Source organism: Bartonella sp. B30(2025) (assembly GCF_053793825.1).
This window is the reverse complement of the sequence record NZ_CP200034.1, coordinates 465,443-484,403: the sequence shown is the minus strand read 5'-3', so window position 1 is coordinate 484,403 and position 18,961 is coordinate 465,443. Positions and strand designations below refer to the sequence as shown.

The window sequence follows — 18,961 nt, the reverse complement described above, 5'->3', positions numbered from 1 at the left end:
TGTTGAAAGGATTAACTTAGTCATGTTGCATAAAAATATCTATTCTATTATTTCAGTATTCGCTGGTGTTGCTGCTCTTTCTGTCACATTTCACATTCCCGCAAACGCACAAACCTTATCTCAAGGTTGGTACAAAGTTTGTAGTAAGCAGCATGATGTTGATATTTGTAACACAATGAACACTGTAATATCGAGTACAGGACAACCTTTAACAGCTTTTAATTTGGTTGAAATAAAAGGAAAACAAAATGAAAGACGTATAGGAATTCAAGTACCAACAGGTCGTTTTTTACCAGAAGGTGTTCGCATTCAAATTGGAGATAATTTTTCTAAAAAAGTTCCTTATATTATTTGTAATGGGCCAAGTTGTATTGCCAATGACATTCTCGATGATAAGCTCATCGCTGCTATGAAAAGCGGTACCAAAATGATTGTAACGACAGTTAATTTTCGAGGATCAGCGAATCCTATTGAATTTTCTCTTAATGGATTTACTGCTGCATACACAGGACCTGGTATGGAGGAAAAAGATTTTCAACAAGAACAAATAAAGCTGCAACAAGCTATTCAATCACAACAAAAAGAAATTGAAGATCGTATGAAAATTGAACAAGAAAAAGCAAAACAGCAGTAATAAAATAAATTGTTTAAAAGCTTTTTTAATAAAAAAAATTGCTACAAAGTTTTGTAGCAATTTTTTTTATATTTAATTTTTAGAAAGGATCTTGCGCTTCCACCAACCAACACGCTTAGTTTTTGGAATATCAGTGTCATCAGATACAGATGATGTAATAACAGGTTGATTGGTTATTTCTTCAATTTTTTCAGAAGATTTATCTATTACAGATTTTTGTTCTGATACTTTTTTTGTTTCTGTTTTCTCTTTAGCAGTCGTTTTTTTTCGTGTTTTACGTGTTAACTTTTTTATATTTGCAAGAGCCTCCTTTACAACATCATGTGTAGGCTCATCTGCTTTTTTTGTTTTATTTTTATGCGTTGTATCATCTATAGCTTTTTCTTCAAGAAATTCTTGTGTTATTAAACTATGATCATTATCAGCAACTCGTTTACTTTGCATTATCTTTGAAGAACGCGTCCTACGCTTTTTAGGCTTAACAGCTGCTTCAACTTCTACAGTTTTATCTTTTTGTATTACTGGATGTTGTGTATCATTTTTAAGTTCTTCATGTTCAATAGGTTTAATAAATGGACTATCAGCCTCTTTAACTTCTGTTATATTTTGCTTTGTAAGATCCTCTACCGGTTCTGTCTGAATAATACGAGAGTGATGAGGATTATTATCTTTTTTATTACGGTGATTTCCAGAACGTCCTCGACGACGCCCTCGACGACGAGAATCTTCATCATTGGAGACTTCATTTTTTTTGTTCATCTCTGAAAATGAATTATCGTTAGCTTCACTTTGACGATTCCTACGTCTACGCCGCTGTTTTGTTTCAGTTGATGTTTTATCTCCACCAGATTCACTTTCTATTATGATTGCATCATCAGCTTTTTCTTTGTTGTTATCTTCAACAACTAATGAAGAGTGGACAGCTGATTCTGCTATTGTGCTCTTAGAAATAATGAGATGTTGTGTTCCAATGCTATCATCTGCTTCGATACTAATATTAAGCTTAAAGCGTTCTTCGAGATTAACAAGAATATTACGTTTATGATTTAACACATAAAGTGCTGTTGCTACGGGTGTGCGTACAACAATATTGTATTGCGGATTATGAAGAAGATACTCTTCAATTGAACGCATAACATGTAAAGCAATTGATGATTCTGAGCGTATACTGCCTGTTCCAGAACAATGTGGGCAGGGTTGTGTTGTGCTTTCTAAAACCGATATACGAATACGTTGACGGCTCATTTCTAAAAGACCAAAATGTGAAATATGTCCAACTTGAATGCGAGCACGATCGTTTTTTAAGCAGTCTTTTAACTTTTTTTCGACCATCCTAATATTACGATCCTCTAGCATATCAATGAAATCGATCACAATTAAACCAGCTAAATCACGTAAACGTAATTGACGTGCTATTTCTTCTGCCGCTTCAAGATTAGTTTGTAATGCTGTTTTTTCAACGGAATGTTCTTTGGTAGAACGACCAGAGTTTACATCAATCGCAACAAGTGCTTCAGTTTGATTAATAACAAGATAACTACCAGATTTTAAAAATACCTGTGGCTGTAGCATTTTATCCAGTTGGGTCTCGATATTATTGCGCGTAAAAAGAGGGATAGGATCGCGATAAGGTTGTACAACTTTCGCATGACTTGGCATAAGCATACGCATGAAATCCTTTGCTTCACGATATCCTTGATCACCAGAAACAAGAATTTCATTGATATTCTTATTATAAAGATCGCGAATAGAACGCTTTATAAGGCTGCTTTCTTCGTGGACAAGACAGGGTGCCGTTGACTTAAGTGTTAAAGTACGAATAGTATCCCATAATCGTGTAAGATAATCATAATCGCGTTTAATCTCAGCTTTTGTTCTATTTGCTCCAGCAGTCCGCAAAATAACTCCCATACCTTTTGGAACATTTAATTCTTTTACAATTTCTTTAAGACGTTTGCGATCCTGTAAATTTGTAATTTTTCGTGAAATACCACCACCACGCGCTGTATTAGGCATTAAAACAGAATAACGACCTGCTAAAGACAAATAAGTTGTAAGCGCAGCACCTTTGTTACCACGCTCCTCTTTTATAACTTGCACCAACAAAATTTGACGCCGTTTAATAACTTCTTGAATTTTATATTGTCGCTCTTGCACACGTTGATAGGTAGGAAGCTCTTCACTTACATCCTCTACACCTACCATTTCAATATCATCATCAGAAGCATCAACATCAAAAGCTTCTTCTGTATCATCATCATTTATGACTGATTCCGTTATAACATCATTTTCAATATCTACAGCTAAGAGTTTGCTATTTTTATCTTTTTTTGTTTTTTTAGAGCTTTTTTTATTTTTTTTAGTTTCTTCTACACAACCATCTACATGGCTTTCTCTAACAGCTGCTTTTTCTTCTTCCTCAAGAAGCGCAAGGCGATCAGCAATAGGAATTTGATAATAATCGGGATGAATTTCTGAAAATGTCAAAAAGCCATGACGATTTCCACCATACTCTACAAAAGCTGCTTGAAGCGAAGGTTCAACACGTGTGATACGTGCTAGATAAATATTCCCCTTGAGCTGCTTTTTATGTTCTGATTCAAAATCAAATTCCTCAATTTTGTTGCCATGAACAACAACAACACGTGTTTCCTCCGGGTGGGAGGCATCTATAAGCATTTTGTTTGACATAAGTTAAAATCCTGAAGGTAACATACGCAATTTTATTCAAACGAACAGTAAAAACATTCGCAGACATAAAAGGCTGTTTACCGTAAAAAAGGGTGGCCAGCATAACAAGATGGGTGGTTACGGGTAAATGTCTTCCTGCATTTACAACTTTTATAATCATCATCTCCATCTGTTTTATATGACTCATATTTTTATAAGTCTCCGGCAAAAAATCTCGAAAATAGTTCGGACATCCGAATCAGCTAATCTAAATAACGCTATCCTAGCTTTTAAGGTCTGAAGACTTCTCATTCATAAAAAGCCTTAAATGCGTAATGTACGACAAACCTTTTAAAGACAGCTGTAATATGAACTACAGATAAATTAAGTCAATACTAGGCGGCTATCATCAACTAGGAAACGTAAATATTCTTTTATGTTGATATCATATTTTTGGCAAATAACAATACGAATACGTATCATTATAAGGAATATTAACTATCTAAGCTTAGTTTTTTGCTGTTTATTAAAAATTTTACAATTTATTAAAAATACAATTTAAATCTGAGATATCCACTTGTATATGGTCAAATCGATTATTGCTTCAAAACTTTATAATAGAGTGTTTCATTTATGATAAAAAAACTTTTTGCCAAAGAGCCTAAAGCTGCTTATTGGAATATTATTTTATGTTTTTCATGTTTTTTATTATTTTTTTTTATATTCCAAACACATATTCAAGCTGCTGATTCTCTAAAACTTATGAATTTGCAAACTATTGGTGACAATGCATTTACACGCGTCATTGCAACTTTTAATGTGAAACCAAATGTACGTTTGCAAGTTTTGGATAGGCCTGCACGTTTAATCATCAATTTGCCCACAGTTGATTTTTTACAGAAAAATACATCTTTAAAGAAGAAAAATATGCTATCGGGTATGATATCAGATATCCATTATAGTTTTTCTGATATACAAACTTCACGTATTATTTTAACGAGCAAAACTGTTTTTTCTATTGAAAAAAGTACAGTGCAAAAATTAGATAATGGTTTATGGCAATTATTAATTGATATTTCACAAACTACACAAAAAAAATTTGACGAAACATTAAAAAAACAACAAACTTTTAATCAAAATACAAAAACGCAGATAACTCAAACACGTAATTTTCGTGTCGTTCTTGATCCTGGTCACGGTGGAATTGACAGTGGTGCACAGGGAGTTACCGGAATTTTAGAAAAAGATATAACACTGGCCTTTGCACGTGCATTGCGAAATGAACTTAAAAAAGATTCTCATATTACTGTTGCTTTAACACGCGATTCTAATGTTTTTTTAAGATTAAGTGAAAGAATTAAAAAGGCACAAGAATTTAACGCTGATCTTTTTATATCCATTCATGCAGATAGCATTGGTATACATTCTTTACGTGGTGCTACAGTATATACCATTTCAGATAAAGCATCTGATGCGATTACAAAATCCTTAGCTGAAAACGAAAACAAAGTAGATCTTCTTGATGGGCTGCCTGCTGAAGAAGTTTTTGAAGTCACTGATATTTTGTTTGATCTTACTCGACGTGAAACGCACACATTTTCAGTTCGTTTTGCTAATCATGTTATCTTAAATTTATCAAAAGATCATATTAATCTGATTAAAAACCCTCACAGACACGGCAATTTTCAAGTTTTAAAAGCTCCCGATATACCATCAATTTTGATCGAAATAGGTTATCTATCAAACAAGGAGGATGAACAATTATTAAATAATTCTCAATGGAGACAAAAAATGGCTGCCTCTATAGCTCATTCTATTCGCCAATTTGCTGAATATAAGCAAAAAATGATGCAACCTCTTTAAACTTTCAAAAAAATAGAGTACTAGTAATGGATTTTAGTATAAGTAAAAAAAATGGGAAAAAATCCTGTCCGTATATATGTATTATTGTAATGATACCTTATCCTGATAAGATAATGTACTTTTCTTTTAGTCAATTCTGAAGAAAGCGGTATTCGTTTTGAAGATGATTTTTTTTAGGTATTTTCTTAAAATTATTGTTATTTTTGGTTTTTTTGGAATAGTATTAACAAAAAGTCAAGCAAGTGCACTGCCTGATTATGAAGTTCTTTCATTATATGAACCTCCCGTGATGACACGTGTTCATGCTTCCGATGGTAGTCTTATAGCAGAATTTGCAACAAAACACCGTCTTTATTTGCCAATCCAATCCATACCAAAGATGCTTAAAGATGCTTTTATTTCTGCTGAAGATAAAAACTTTTATCGCCATTTTGGTTTAGATCCAGAAGGATTTTCTAGAGCTTTAATCAATAATATTCGTAATATTGGTTCTGGTCAACGCCCAGAAGGAGCCTCAACTATTACGCAGCAAGTCGCTAAAAATTTTCTTTTAAATTCAGATGCAACATTTGAACGTAAATTCAAAGAAGCCATCTTAGCAATGCGAATTGAAAGAACTTATTCAAAAGATCATATTCTCGAACTTTATCTGAATGAAATTTATCTTGGTCGTGGATCTTATGGTGTTGCGGCAGCGTCTTTAGTCTATTTTAATAAATCCGTTAATGATCTTACTTTAGAACAAAGCGCTTATTTAGCTTCTCTTCCAAAAGGACCAGCAAATTATGATCCTTTTAAATATACACAACGTGCTATTGATCGACGTAATTGGGTTATAGATAGAATGGTTGCAAATGGATATGCAACATTTGAGCAAGGTAAAAAAGCTAAAGAAAAACCTTTAGGTGTAGTTACACGCAATAATGATAGCCACATTTTTTCCGCTGATTATTTTGTTGAAGAAATACGTCGTCATTTAATTCGTGATTATGGAGCCAAGACACTTTATGAAGGTGGGCTTTCCGTTCGCACAACACTTGATCCTAATTTACAACTTGTTGCGCGACGCGCTTTACAAAATGGTTTAATTAAATTTGATCATTCTCAAGGATGGCGTGGAGCTTATAAACATATAAATGAAAAAGGCGATTGGGGTACGAAACTTGCAGATATTCCAGGATTAAATGATGTTCCAGAATGGAAACTAGCAATTGTTCTTTCTACACATGCAAATAAAATAGAAATTGGTTTACAGCCACAACGTGAATCTTCTGGAACCTTGTCAAAAAAACGAGAAATTGCTGTTTTATCTGAAGAAGATTCAAAATGGGCATTAAAGGTCATTAATGAAAATGGCTCTAAAAAAAGTGTTCCAAATTTATCTCATATCTTGCATGTTGGAGATGTTATTTTTGTTGAAAAAGTCCCTAACATAAGCAATACTTATCGTTTACAACAAATTCCAAAAGTAGAAGGTGCTATTATTGCTATGGAACCCCATACCGGACGTGTACTTGCAATGGTAGGAGGATTTTCTTTTTCTGCTTCTGAATTTAATCGTGCAACACAAGCTTATCGGCAACCTGGCTCTGCTTTTAAGCCTTTTGTGTATGCTGCAGCACTTGATAACGGATATACACCTTCATCGGTTATTTTGGATGGTCCTATCGAGGTTCGTCAAGTAAATGGAGAAATTTGGCAACCCAAAAATTATGGCGGTACATTTGCTGGTCCCTCAACACTTCGTTACGGTATTGAATATTCTCGTAACCTCATGACCATACGGCTTGCCCATGACATGGGAATGCCTCTTGTTGCTGAATATGCAGAACGCTTTGGTATAGTGGATAAATTACAGCCTTACCTTCCGATGGCTCTAGGAGCTGCTGAAACAACAGTTTTAAGAATGGTTACTGCTTATTCAGTCATTGCAAATGGAGGACGCTCTATTAAACCTTCACTTATCGATCGAATTCAAGATCGCTATGGAAAAACTATTTACCGTCATGATAACCGTCTATGTGAAAACTGTAATGTTGAATCATGGAATAATCAAACAGAACCAACATTGATTGATGAGCGGGATCAGGTTCTTGATCCTATGACAGCTTATCAGATTACCTCCATGATGGAAGGTGCTGTTCAACGTGGAACAGCGGCACATTTGCATTACCTTAATCGACACATTGCTGCTAAAACAGGAACAACCAATGATTCTAAAGATGTATGGTTTATGGGATTTACCCCTGATATTGTTGTTGGTATTTTTATCGGTTATGATCGTCCAGCTCCATTAGGATATGGAACAGGAAGTTCATTAGCAGCTCCTATCTTTGGTGAATTTATGCAGGCTGCCTTAAAAGATAAACCAGATGTGCCATTTAAAATGCCAAAGGGTATGATTTTAATGCCAATTAACCGTAGAACCGGTATGCTTGCAGAAGAAGGGGATAATAACGTTATTATAGAAGCATTTAAACCAGGAACTGGACCTGCAGATATTTATCAGGTTATTGATGGCAGTGGTTCGTTTCAAGAAGGTTTGCCTTCAACAACTATTTCTCCACAAGTCAATAAAGCTCTTGAAAGTGGAGCTGGTGGATTATACTGATCAAAAAATAACTTTTTGAATAAAGCAAGTAGATATAAACAATATCTACTTGCTTTTATTACTCAGTTAAGAGAATAAGTCTTTAAAATCATAAAGTACATTAACGTATATCATCATATTGATATCCTTAGAGTACTTAAAATCGTGTTTTAAGAAAAATATAAGTAAGTCATTAAAGGTTCATTATGCGTACAGAAATAGAAACTCTAGTTGATGAGATACAACAAGCAATAAAATTGCTAAGGAGGCATCTTTGACTGGGATCAATCATTAAAGCGTCTTGAATATCTTAATCAAAAAGCAGAAGATCCAACACTCTGGAATAATGCTCAGCAAGCACAAGATATGATGCGTGAGCGTCAAAACCTCGAAGATTCAATAAACAGCATTCGATCATATTCAAAAACACTTGAAGAATGTATTGAGTTAATCGCAATGGGCGAAGAGGAAAGTGATACGGAAATTATCACTGATGCAGAAAATGTGATACGAAATCTTAAAAGCGAAATAGATAAAAAACAAATTGATGTGCTTTTATCGGGAGAAGTAGATTCAAATGATACTTATTTAGAAATTCACGCTGGTGCAGGTGGTACAGAAAGTCAAGATTGGGCTTCTATGCTTTTGCGTATGTATATGCGCTGGGCTGAACAGCATAAAATGAAGACTGAAATATTAGAAGTTCATGATGGAGAAGAAGCAGGAATAAAATCAGCTACTATTCTTATAAAAGGATATAATGCTTATGGGCTTTTGAAAACGGAATCAGGAGTTCATCGCTTAGTGCGTATTTCCCCATTTGACTCAAATGCAAAACGTCACACATCTTTTGCAAGTATTTGGATTTATCCTGTTATTGACGAGAATATTGAAGTTGATGTCTCAGAAGCAGATGTTCGTATTGATACATATCGCGCATCAGGAGCTGGAGGACAACATGTCAATACCACAGATTCCGCAGTTCGTATTACGCATATAAAAACGGGAATTGTAGTTCAATGTCAAACAGAACGTTCTCAACATAAAAATAAAGCAACTGCGTGGTCTATGTTACGTGCGAGACTTTACGAAGAAGAGCTCAAAAAAAGGGAAGAAGAAACAAATGCTATTGAATCTTCCAAAACAGAAATCGGATGGGGTCACCAAATTAGATCTTATGTACTTCAGCCTTATCAACTTGTTAAAGATTTGCGCACAGGTATCGAAAATACCGATCCGCAATCCGTACTTAACGGAAATTTAGATGCGTTTATAGAGGCAGCTCTTGCCCGACGTGTTCATGGAAAAGATGAAAAAATTGAAGATATTGATTGATAACACATAATATTTTTAAATTTTTGATTTTGGCTGTTAACTTTTGAACTCAAATACAATACTCAAAAAACAAAGTTAACCTAAAATAACTTTGTTTTTATAGATAACCACTAGCAAATTGAATTTATGAGCCATTATTATATAAAAGCTCAGCGGCAGCTAAAACATTTTCAGCGTGTCCAGGTACACTTACTTTGCGCCATTCTTCTGCTATTTTTCCAGTTGAATCAATAAGGAAGGTGCTTCGTTCAACACCCATATATTTGCGCCCATACATGCTTTTTTCAACCCACACACCATAATTGTTAAATGTGGTCTTTTCTTCATCTGAAACAAGGACAACATCAAGCTCGTGTTTTATCTTGAATTTGTCATGTTTTTTAACACTATCTGGAGATATCCCAATAACAACAGCTCCAATTTTATCAAATTTTTCCTTTAATCGTGTAAAATCAACTGCTTCACTTGTACATCCACTGGTATCGTCTTTTGGATAAAAATATAAAATAATTATTTTTCCTTTTAGATCAGAAAGCCGCACTGTGCCTCCACCATCGCGTGGCAAATTAAAGTCAGGAGCAGGGGTTCCTTTCATCGATTTTATCATTCTTTCATCTTTCTTTTTTATGAATATTAAGTTTAAAGATACATAGAAAAAATAGCTATTCAACTATATAAGATCTAATTATTTTAAAGAGTTCTATTTTTAAAATGATATGAATGGAAATGGGATGCATAAAAACTAAAAAATATGCGTATATGATAAATATGTAAAATGTTCTTACAATTTACATAAAAACTATAAAGTAATATAAAATCTTGAATAAGCTATAGGATTTTAATTAAAGCGTGCCTTTTTTTACCGAAAGAAATTTTTATAACTCCTGCTGCATTAACATCTTTTTCAGTAATAAGACGCGTTTCATCCTCAACAATTTTACCGTTTATACGGACACCACCACCTTGGACATGTCGACGTGCTTCACTGTTAGATTTAGCAAATTTCATCTCTACTAAAAGAGATAACAATCCCAAACCCGCTTTTAATTCTGCAGAATTAAGCTCAATCGTTGGAAGATTTTCTCCAAGAGTTTTTTCTTCAAAAGTTTTACGCGCAGTTTCTGCCGCGGCTTCTGCAAGATCTCGTCCATGCAACATTGCCGTAATTTCTGTTGCAAGAATTTTTTTAGCTTCGTTAATTTCAGTGCCTTGTAACGTGGAAAGTTTTACAATTTCATCCATCGGTAATGTAGTATAAAGCTTTAAAAAGCGTGCAACATCAGCATCTTCTGTGTTGCGCCAATATTGCCAAAATTGGTAAACTGAAAGCATATCTGCATTAAGCCACACAGCACCATTCAATGATTTCCCCATTTTTGCGCCAGAAGCAGTTGTTAGCAGTGGTGAAGTTAAAGCATATAGCTGTGGCGTCCCTAGACGATGTCCTAATTCTATCCCATTAACAATATTACCCCATTGATCAGAACCACCCATTTGCATACGCAATCCATAACGGTAATACAGCTCAACAAAATCATAAGCTTGTAGGATCATATAATTAAACTCAAGAAACGATAAAGAATGTTCACGTTCAAGTCTAAGTTTAACAGAATCAAATGATAACATGCGATTGACAGAAAAATGTTTTCCTATATCGCGTAAAAATTCTAGATAATTTAAATTACATAACCAATCAGCATTATTGACAATACATGCATCAGTTTCTTTATCACCAAATTTTAAATAATTAGAAAAAACCTTTTTAATACCAGCAATATTTTTAGCAATATCATCTTGTGTCAAAAGACGTCGAGCTTCATCTTTAAAAGATGGATCACCAATCATACCTGTTCCTCCCCCCATCAAAGCAATGGGGCGATGACCGGTTTTTTGCAACCAGTAAAGCATCATAATTTGCAAAAGACTTCCAGCATGCAAACTTGATGCTGTGGGATCAAAACCAATATAAGCCGTTACAATTTCCTTTGTAAAAAGAGCATCTAAACCTTTTTCATCTGAAATTTGATGAATAAAGCCACGTTCGCTCATGATATGTAAAAAATCAGATTTAAAGACAAACACGAATTTTATTTCCTGATCAATATTGCGTTATTTTTTCTACTGGTTGCCAATGCATGCGGGTTCTATCACAAATGACATATAATGCACAAGAAAATGAAAGATATTAAAATATAAATACTATTTTATTTATCTATTTTAAGAAAAAAGCGATTTTGACTTACCTAAGAAGATATATTTTTATAAATGCGTAGTAAAACGTAAAAAACACCATACTCCGTCAAAGAATAACCCAATACTCTATTATGAAACTCTTAAGTAAGCATAGTGATTTCACGCGGAGGAACAGAGAGTTCCACTGAAATATGACTATCTAAATATTGCGCACACCGTTCAATAAGCTCTTCATGATATCCGCTAAAAAAATGGTTAGCGCCTTCTAATATTTCTTGTGTAATGACAATACCTTTTTGTGCTCTCAATTTATCTACAAGGGTTTGTACATCTTTAGGAGGAGCAACTTTATCAATACCACCATGAATGATAAGCCCAGAAGAGGGACAAGGAGCAAGAAATGAAAAATCATAAATATTAGGTTGAGGAGCTACAGATATAAAGCCTTCAATTTCTGGTCGACGCATCAAAAGCTGCATACCAATCCATGCGCCAAATGAATATCCCGCTACCCAACAATTTTTAGAGTCAGGATGTTGTGCTTGTATCCAATCGAGCGCGGCAGCCGCATCTGAAAGTTCTCCTATTCCGTAATCAAATTCACCTTGACTGCGACCGATACCACGAAAATTAAAACGTAATGTGGTAAAGCCTCGCTGTTGGAACATATAAAATAAATCATAAACAATTTTATTATTCATTGTTCCACCAAATTGAGGATGAGGATGTAGAATAATTGCAATTGGTGCATTTTTTTGTTGAGAAGGTTGATAACGCCCTTCAAGGCGACCCGCAGGACCATTAAAAATAATTTCTGGCATTAAATGCTCCTTAAGTACTATGAGACTTTCTGTTAACCTTAACTTACTTCTGCTATAGTAATTTTTTACATGATTGTTTCATTTTTATGGATTGTTAGATATCCTGTTTTGGATGCATTTTTCAAGAAAATTGCATTATTTTTTTTTAATCAATTCATAAGATTTTTTATAGTTGAGATGTAAAATGATTGTTAAACGTCGATATTTTGATAATAATGCAACCACACCGATTAAGAAAATGGCACGAATAGCATTACTTGAATCTTTAGAAATATTTGGAAATCCATCATCTGTTCATAGCGAAGGGCGTGCTGCTAAAATTTTATTACAAAAAGCACGCAGACAAGTTGCCAATAAACTCAATACACATCCAGACAATGTTGTATTTACATCTGGTGCAAGCGAAGCAGCAATGACCTTATTAACGCCCTTTTATAACATGGGAAACTCTATAGTGCATTTTTCTCATCTTTATATTGGAGCTACTGAACATCCATGCATTGCAGAAGGAGGACGTTTTTCTAAAGAATTAATCAGTACAATTGCTGTTGATCAAGATGGCTTAATTCAACAAGATCAGTTAACCGCTCTCTTAGCCGCTCATGATCGTACAAAGGGATTACCTCTTATTGCTATTCAAGCTGCAAATAATGAAACTGGTGTTATTCAAAGAATAGAAGAAATATCTGTTATTGTTCGAAACGCTGGAGGTGTTCTTATTGTTGATTTAACACAATATATAGATAAAAATTACACAGATAACAATTCTATTGATATTAATCAAATGGGTGGAGATTTTTTTATATTATCTGCTCATAAAATTGGTGGTCCCAAAGGGGTTGGCGCTTTTATTTCATGTGGTGGACTTCTAACACCTTTTCCTCTTATTGTTGGAGGAGGGCAAGAAAAAGGATTGCGTAGTGGGACAGAAGCGTTGCCACTGATCGCTGCTTTTGGAGCAGCAATAACAAATTGCTTTACTAAAGAAGAAATAAAACAATTAATTTATTTACGTGATAAATTAGAAGATGGTCTGCAAAAAATTAGTGATAATGTTACCATTTTTGGTCAAAAAGTTCAACGTCTACCAAATACAACTTACTTTTCTGTGCAAGACATAAAAGCCGAAACCATGCAAATTGGTTTTGATTTGGCAGGATTTTCTGTATCAGCTGGCTCTGCTTGTTCTTCAGGAAAAGTAAAACAAAGCAGAGTTTTAGAAGCGATGGGATACCGTACCTTAAATGGTGCGATCCGTGTTTCACTAGGACGTGATACAACGGCTAATGATATTGATGACTTCTTATTAGCTTTTTCTCAAATAATAAAGAATAATCAAAAATAAAATTTTTAGAATTCTTTAAAAAATAAAAATAAACTTGATTGAAACTTTTCTAGTTTACATATAATCTAGAAGATGGATTTTTTGTTTTCATTCTATAAAAACAAGTTGTTCAATCACCGGCCCTTGACCCCGGAAAGAATGGAGAATGCTAATGCCGGCAGTACAGGAAACAATACGCCAGGTACATGAAATAGATGTTGATCAGTATAAATATGGTTTTGAAACCCATATTGAAACAGATAAAGCTCCTAAAGGATTGAATGAAAATATTATTCGATTTATTTCGACAAAAAAACATGAGCCTGAGTGGATGTTGATGTGGCGTTTACAAGCTTTTCGCCGTTGGCTTACCATGGAAGAGCCGCATTGGGCGCGTATTCAATATCCCAAAATTGATTTCCAAGAACTTTATTATTATGCAGCTCCTAAAAATCATACGGGACCAAAATCTCTAGAGGAAGTTGATCCCGAATTATTAGCGACTTATGAAAAACTTGGTATCCCTCTTAAAGAGCAAGAAATTTTAGCAGGCGTAAGAAAACAGAGTGATCCTTCTAATCCTGATGATAATATTTATGCCTCAGGACGAGTAGCTGTCGATGCAGTTTTTGATTCTGTTTCTGTTGTTACAACATTTAAAAAAGAATTAGCACGTGCTGGTATCATTTTTTGTTCTATTTCAGAAGCGATTGCTCAGTATCCTGATCTCGTTAAAGAATATTTAGGAACAGTTGTACCAGTTTCTGATAATTATTATGCTGCTTTAAATGCAGCTGTTTTTACAGATGGCTCTTTTGTTTATATTCCTAAAGGCGTTCGTTGTCCCATGGAGCTTTCTACCTATTTTAGAATTAATGAACGTAATACAGGCCAATTTGAACGAACATTAATTGTTGCGGATGAAGATTCTTACGTTTCTTATCTTGAAGGCTGTACCGCACCTCAGCGTGATGAAAACCAACTCCATGCGGCTGTTGTTGAACTTATCGCATTAAAAAATGCAGAAATTAAATACTCAACAGTACAAAATTGGTATCCTGGTGACAAAGAAGGAAAGGGGGGTATTTATAATTTTGTGACTAAACGGGGCGATTGTCGAGGGGATAATTCTAAAATTTCATGGACCCAAATTGAAACAGGTTCTGCAATTACTTGGAAATACCCATCTTGCTTACTACGGGGTGATAATTCACGCGGTGAATTTTATTCTATTGCTGTTGCAAATGGTCATCAACAAATTGATTCCGGTACAAAAATGATACATTTAGGAAAGAATACATCAAGTCGCATTATTTCTAAAGGTATCTCTGCAGGATTTTCAAATAATACTTATCGTGGACAAGTTGCTGCATATCGGAAAGCGCAAAACGCTCGAAATTTTACACAATGTGATAGTCTATTAATTGGTAATGATTGTGGTGCACATACCGTACCGTACATTGAAGCAAAAAATGCAACAGCTCAGTTTGAACATGAGGCAACAACATCAAAAATATCTGACGATCAGCTTTTTTATGTTATGCAACGGGGAATTCCTGAAGAAGAAGCTATTGCACTAATTGTGAATGGTTTTGTAAAAGAAGTCATTCAAAAACTTCCAATGGAATTTGCTATTGAAGCGCAAAAGCTCATCGGTATCAGCCTTGAAGGTAGCGTTGGTTAATTGTCTATCGATTTAAAGTAATATGCTGAAATCAGCTGCAGGAATAGGATTAAATTATGTTAGAAATTAAACATTTGCATGCCCGTATTGCTGAAACTGATACTGAAATCATTCGCGGTTTAAATTTAACTATCCAAGATGGTGAAGTTGCCGCGATTATGGGACAAAATGGAGCTGGAAAATCTACTTTATCTTATTTACTTGCTGGTCATAATGATTATGAAGTAACCGAAGGTGATATCCTTTACAATGGACAATCGCTTTTAGAAATGGATCCAGCAGAGCGTGCTGCATTTGGCATTTTTCTTGCCTTTCAATACCCCATGGAAATTCCTGGTGTCGCAACAATGGAATTTTTAAAAGTCGCGATAAACTCTCAACGTAAAGCGCGTGGCGATGAAGAGCTTAAAACTCCTGAATTTATGAAACGTGTTAAAGAGATTTCTTCTAAACTTGATATAGATATGTCTATGCTTAAACGTCCTTTAAATGTTGGTTTTTCAGGGGGAGAAAAAAAACGAGCTGAAATTCTTCAAATGGCTCTGCTCGAGCCTAAACTTTGTATTTTAGATGAAACAGACTCTGGTCTTGATATTGATGCGCTAAAAATCGTCGCAGATGGCGTTAATAAACTTCGTGATTTAAAACGATCATTTTTGCTCATAACGCACTATCAGCGTCTTCTTGATTACATAGTTCCTGACACAGTGCATGTTCTTCATAAAGGGCGTATTATTAAAAGCGGAGATAAATCATTGGCATTATATTTGGAACAAAATGGATATGCTGATATTATCGGTACAGCAGCTTGAGGTCATTTTGAACATGCACATGAACTCACAACAACAATTGATAGCAGTTGAAACAGACATTATAAATAATTTTAATCAACGTATTGATGATTTACCTGGAAATGGAACAATGCGTGCAATACGTAAAGAGGCTATTGACATATTTCAAAAAATGCGACTCCCTACACGTAAAATAGAAAATTGGCATTACACTAATCTACGTGTTTTATTAAAATCTGTTAGTCATTTTTCAAAAATTAATAATGCCCAATTAGTTGACGCATTACTTCCGGAAAACATCGTATTTTCTACTGAAAACGGTAAAACGCTTACAAAACCAGAAACATCCGATATTTCAGCAGAACCTCTTGCAAATGCATTGGAAAAGAATTGTACGCAGATAGACCCAACCGTTGCTGACGAAGATTTTATTGGACAATTGAATACAGCTTTTGTTACGGATGGTTGGCTGCTGCAAATCCCAGAAAATATGAAATTAGATGTTCCTATTGAATTACAAAATATTCAAAACGGCGGACAATCACATATTTTTTCAGAGATTCGGGTTGGTAAAAATAGCCAAGCTGTCATTATCGAGCGTCAAATCGGTAACGATGAAGATACTTTTGTCAGTTCAGTATTTTCCTTACATGTAGCAGATTATAGTGATGTAACGTGGTTTCTTATTAGAGATAGAGGAATAAATTCTACACAGTTTGGTCAATTCCGTGCTACGCTTGGAAAAAATGCCCAATTATCTCTTTATGTGATTAACATAGGCAGTGAATTGAATCGTCAAGAGCTTGATATTGCATTACAAGAAGAAGGTGGAAATTTTCAATTACGAGTCATCAATTTATTGTCTAAAAAAACACATAGTGATTTTACAATGACAGTTCGTCACATTGCAGAACACTCAACTTCAACAGAAGTTATTCGCAATGTTGTTACAGATGAAGCACATGGTGTTTTTCAAGGAATGATACGTGTGGCTCAACAAGCTCAAAAAACAGATGCTCGTATGGCATGTAATAGTCTTATCCTTTCAGACGCTGCAGAATTTAATGCAAAGCCTGAATTGGAGATTTTTGCTGATGATGTTGCATGTGGTCATGGTGCGACTGTTGCAAAAATTAATCATGATCAGCTTTTTTACCTTATGGCACGTGGTATTCCTTTCAAAATTGCTCAAGAACTTTTGATTAAGGGGTTCGTTTCAGAATTAATTGATGATGTTAAACAAGATAAGATTCGAGCCATCCTTGATGGAATTATTGTTCTATGGTTAAAAGAGAATATTTAAGGCCACGATATGGAAAATAATCTACCAGCATTAAGTTATAATGTAGACGAAATTCGCTGTGATTTTCCTATTTTACAATGCAATGTTTATGGCAAACGGTTAGCATATCTAGATAGTGGCGCATCTGCTCAAAAACCACAAGTTGTACTTGACACTATGAATGATTTATATCGATATCATTATGCCAATGTCCATCGAGGAGTACATTTTTTATCAAACACCATTACTCAATCTTATGAAGACGCTCGTGAAAAAATTCGTACTTTTTTAAATGCTCGAACAACTAAAGAAATCGTCTTTACAAAAAATGCAACGGAAGCGATTAATACAGTTGCTTATGGTTGGGGTATGTTTAAATTAAATGAAGGTGACGAAATTGTCCTCACCATTATGGAGCATCATTCAAATATTATTCCTTGGCATTTTATTCGTGAACGAAAAGGCGTAAAGCTTGTTTTTGTCCCAGTTGATGCAAATGGTGATTTGCACATTGAAGATTTCCAAAAAGCATTGAGTAAAAAAACCAAACTTGTTGCTATTACTCATATGTCTAATATATTAGGAACTGTCCCCGCTGTTAAAGAGATTGTTGAGCTCGCTCATCAAAATGCTATTCCTGTTCTTGTTGATGGTTCGCAAGGAGCTGTACATTTAACAGTTGATGTACAAAATCTTGATTGTGATTGGTATGTTTTTACTGGTCATAAGCTATATGGCCCCACAGGAATTGGCGTTCTCTATGGTAAGGAACATCGTTTAGAGGAGATGCACCCTTTTCAAGGAGGAGGAGAAATGATTGAAGATGTCACTACTGAAAAAGTTTCTTATAATGCTCCTCCATTTCGTTTTGAAGCAGGAACTCCTCCTATAGTTGAAGCTATTGGTTTGGCTACTGCTATTGATTATATACAAGAAAAAGATAGAAATGCTATCCATGCACATGAAACAGCACTTTTAGAATATGCGCATAAAAAACTTGAAACTATTAAATCATTGCGTATCTATGGCTGTTCTCCTCATAAAGGAGCCATTATATCTTTTGACATTGAAGGTATTCATGCTCATGATGTCGCTATGTTTATCGATAGGCAAGGCGTTGCTATTCGTGCGGGAACGCATTGTGCACAACCCTTATTACAACATTTTGGTTTAACATCTATTTGTCGTGCATCATTAGCCATGTACAATAATTATGAAGATATTGATCAGCTAGCGGAAGCATTAGAAAAAGCAAGGACATTTTTTAATGGATAAATTAGTTAAAACGTATGATCCTGTTGAAGCTGATAGAAATAACAGTGAAGAAAAACAATCTTATATATCAGCAATTCCAGCAGCTGAAATTGAACGCATGACAGATGATATTATTGCTGCTCTTAAAACAGTCTACGATCCAGAAATTCCTGCAGATATTTATGAATTAGGTCTCATTTACCGTATTGATATTGAAGATGACCGTTCTGTAAAGATTGAAATGACCCTTACAGCTCCAGGATGTCCTGTAGCAGGTCAAATGCCAAGATGGGTAGAAGATGCTGTAAGTGCAGTGGAAGGTGTTTTGCATGTAGAAGTAACTATGACATTTGATCCACCATGGACACCTGACTGTATGTCAGAAGAAGCACAAGTTGCGATTGGGTGGTATTAAAATACTACTAAAAAATTTAATTTTCTTATTCGTGAATAAAGTGCTTTTTTATGTGAGCATTTAAATCATAAAAAATGATTGTATGGATTTTAGTAAACAAAATTT

Annotated in this window: 14 protein-coding genes; 10 read left to right on the top strand and 4 right to left on the bottom strand. The window is 34.7% G+C overall.

Going from position 1 to position 18,961, the window contains the following annotated elements:
* The first annotated feature begins 22 nt into the window (after positions 1-22).
* Positions 23-634 (top strand): invasion associated locus B family protein, encoded by a 612-nt coding sequence (locus V4P55_RS02155; RefSeq protein ID WP_455474817.1) that lies wholly within the window; start codon positions 23-25, stop codon positions 632-634.
* A gap of 72 nt (positions 635-706) precedes the next feature.
* Here the strand turns inward: V4P55_RS02155 and V4P55_RS02150 are convergent, their stop codons facing one another.
* Positions 707-3,325 carry an Rne/Rng family ribonuclease gene (locus V4P55_RS02150; protein WP_455474816.1) on the bottom strand — a complete coding sequence of 873 codons (2,619 nt, stop codon included), beginning with the start codon at positions 3,323-3,325 and terminating at the stop codon, positions 707-709.
* Between the two features lie 612 nt (positions 3,326-3,937).
* On the opposite strand from V4P55_RS02150, the gene V4P55_RS02145 reads away from it, so the two are divergent.
* The 3 genes from V4P55_RS02145 (at position 3,938) to prfB (ending at position 9,092) form a co-directional block, all read left to right on the top strand.
* Positions 3,938-5,167, top strand: a complete 1,230-nt coding sequence (locus tag V4P55_RS02145; RefSeq protein WP_455474815.1) for an N-acetylmuramoyl-L-alanine amidase family protein — start codon at positions 3,938-3,940, stop codon at positions 5,165-5,167.
* A gap of 163 nt (positions 5,168-5,330) precedes the next feature.
* Positions 5,331-7,778 carry a penicillin-binding protein 1A gene (locus V4P55_RS02140; RefSeq protein WP_455474814.1) on the top strand — a complete coding sequence of 816 codons (2,448 nt, stop codon included), beginning with the start codon at positions 5,331-5,333 and terminating at the stop codon, positions 7,776-7,778.
* A 185-nt stretch (positions 7,779-7,963) separates the two neighbouring features.
* A protein-coding gene (gene prfB / locus V4P55_RS02135; protein ID WP_455474813.1) for a peptide chain release factor 2 occupies positions 7,964-9,092 on the top strand; the annotation gives its coding sequence in 2 pieces (ribosomal slippage) (positions 7,964-8,032 and positions 8,034-9,092; 1,128 coding nt in all).
* Between the two features lie 124 nt (positions 9,093-9,216).
* On the opposite strand, the gene V4P55_RS02130 is transcribed toward prfB, so the two are convergent.
* From V4P55_RS02130 to V4P55_RS02120, 3 genes are all read right to left on the bottom strand, one after another.
* Positions 9,217-9,699, bottom strand: coding sequence for a peroxiredoxin (locus V4P55_RS02130; RefSeq protein ID WP_455474812.1), 483 nt, complete (start codon positions 9,697-9,699; stop codon positions 9,217-9,219).
* Between the two features lie 221 nt (positions 9,700-9,920).
* Positions 9,921-11,174: a tyrosine--tRNA ligase gene (tyrS, locus tag V4P55_RS02125; protein ID WP_455474811.1), complete on the bottom strand. Its 1,254-nt coding sequence runs from the start codon at positions 11,172-11,174 to the stop codon at positions 9,921-9,923.
* Positions 11,175-11,425: 251 nt separating this feature from the next.
* Positions 11,426-12,106, bottom strand: a complete 681-nt coding sequence (locus V4P55_RS02120) for an alpha/beta hydrolase (protein ID WP_455474810.1) — start codon at positions 12,104-12,106, stop codon at positions 11,426-11,428.
* 184 nt (positions 12,107-12,290) lie between these two features.
* Here V4P55_RS02120 and V4P55_RS02115 point away from each other — a divergent pair, with 184 nt between their 5' ends.
* From V4P55_RS02115 to V4P55_RS02090, 6 genes are all read left to right on the top strand, one after another.
* Positions 12,291-13,451 carry a cysteine desulfurase family protein gene (locus V4P55_RS02115; RefSeq protein WP_455474809.1) on the top strand — a complete coding sequence of 387 codons (1,161 nt, stop codon included), beginning with the start codon at positions 12,291-12,293 and terminating at the stop codon, positions 13,449-13,451.
* Positions 13,452-13,602: 151 nt separating this feature from the next.
* On the top strand, positions 13,603-15,114 hold the full coding sequence (gene sufB, locus V4P55_RS02110; protein WP_455474808.1) for a Fe-S cluster assembly protein SufB: 1,512 nt from the start codon (positions 13,603-13,605) through the stop codon (positions 15,112-15,114).
* 56 nt (positions 15,115-15,170) lie between these two features.
* Entirely contained in the window at positions 15,171-15,926 is a 756-nt protein-coding gene (gene sufC, locus V4P55_RS02105) for a Fe-S cluster assembly ATPase SufC (protein WP_455474807.1), read from the top strand.
* Between the two features lie 13 nt (positions 15,927-15,939).
* A complete protein-coding gene (sufD, locus tag V4P55_RS02100; protein ID WP_455474806.1) occupies positions 15,940-17,208 on the top strand; it encodes a Fe-S cluster assembly protein SufD in 1,269 nt (422 codons plus the stop codon).
* A 9-nt stretch (positions 17,209-17,217) separates the two neighbouring features.
* Entirely contained in the window at positions 17,218-18,462 is a 1,245-nt protein-coding gene (locus V4P55_RS02095) for an aminotransferase class V-fold PLP-dependent enzyme (protein WP_455474805.1), read from the top strand.
* Complete coding sequence (locus V4P55_RS02090) at positions 18,455-18,856, top strand: SUF system Fe-S cluster assembly protein (RefSeq protein ID WP_455474804.1); 402 nt, start codon at positions 18,455-18,457, stop codon at positions 18,854-18,856. The genes V4P55_RS02095 and V4P55_RS02090 overlap by 8 nt, the downstream gene beginning before the upstream one ends.
* Positions 18,857-18,961: the final 105 nt, after the last annotated feature.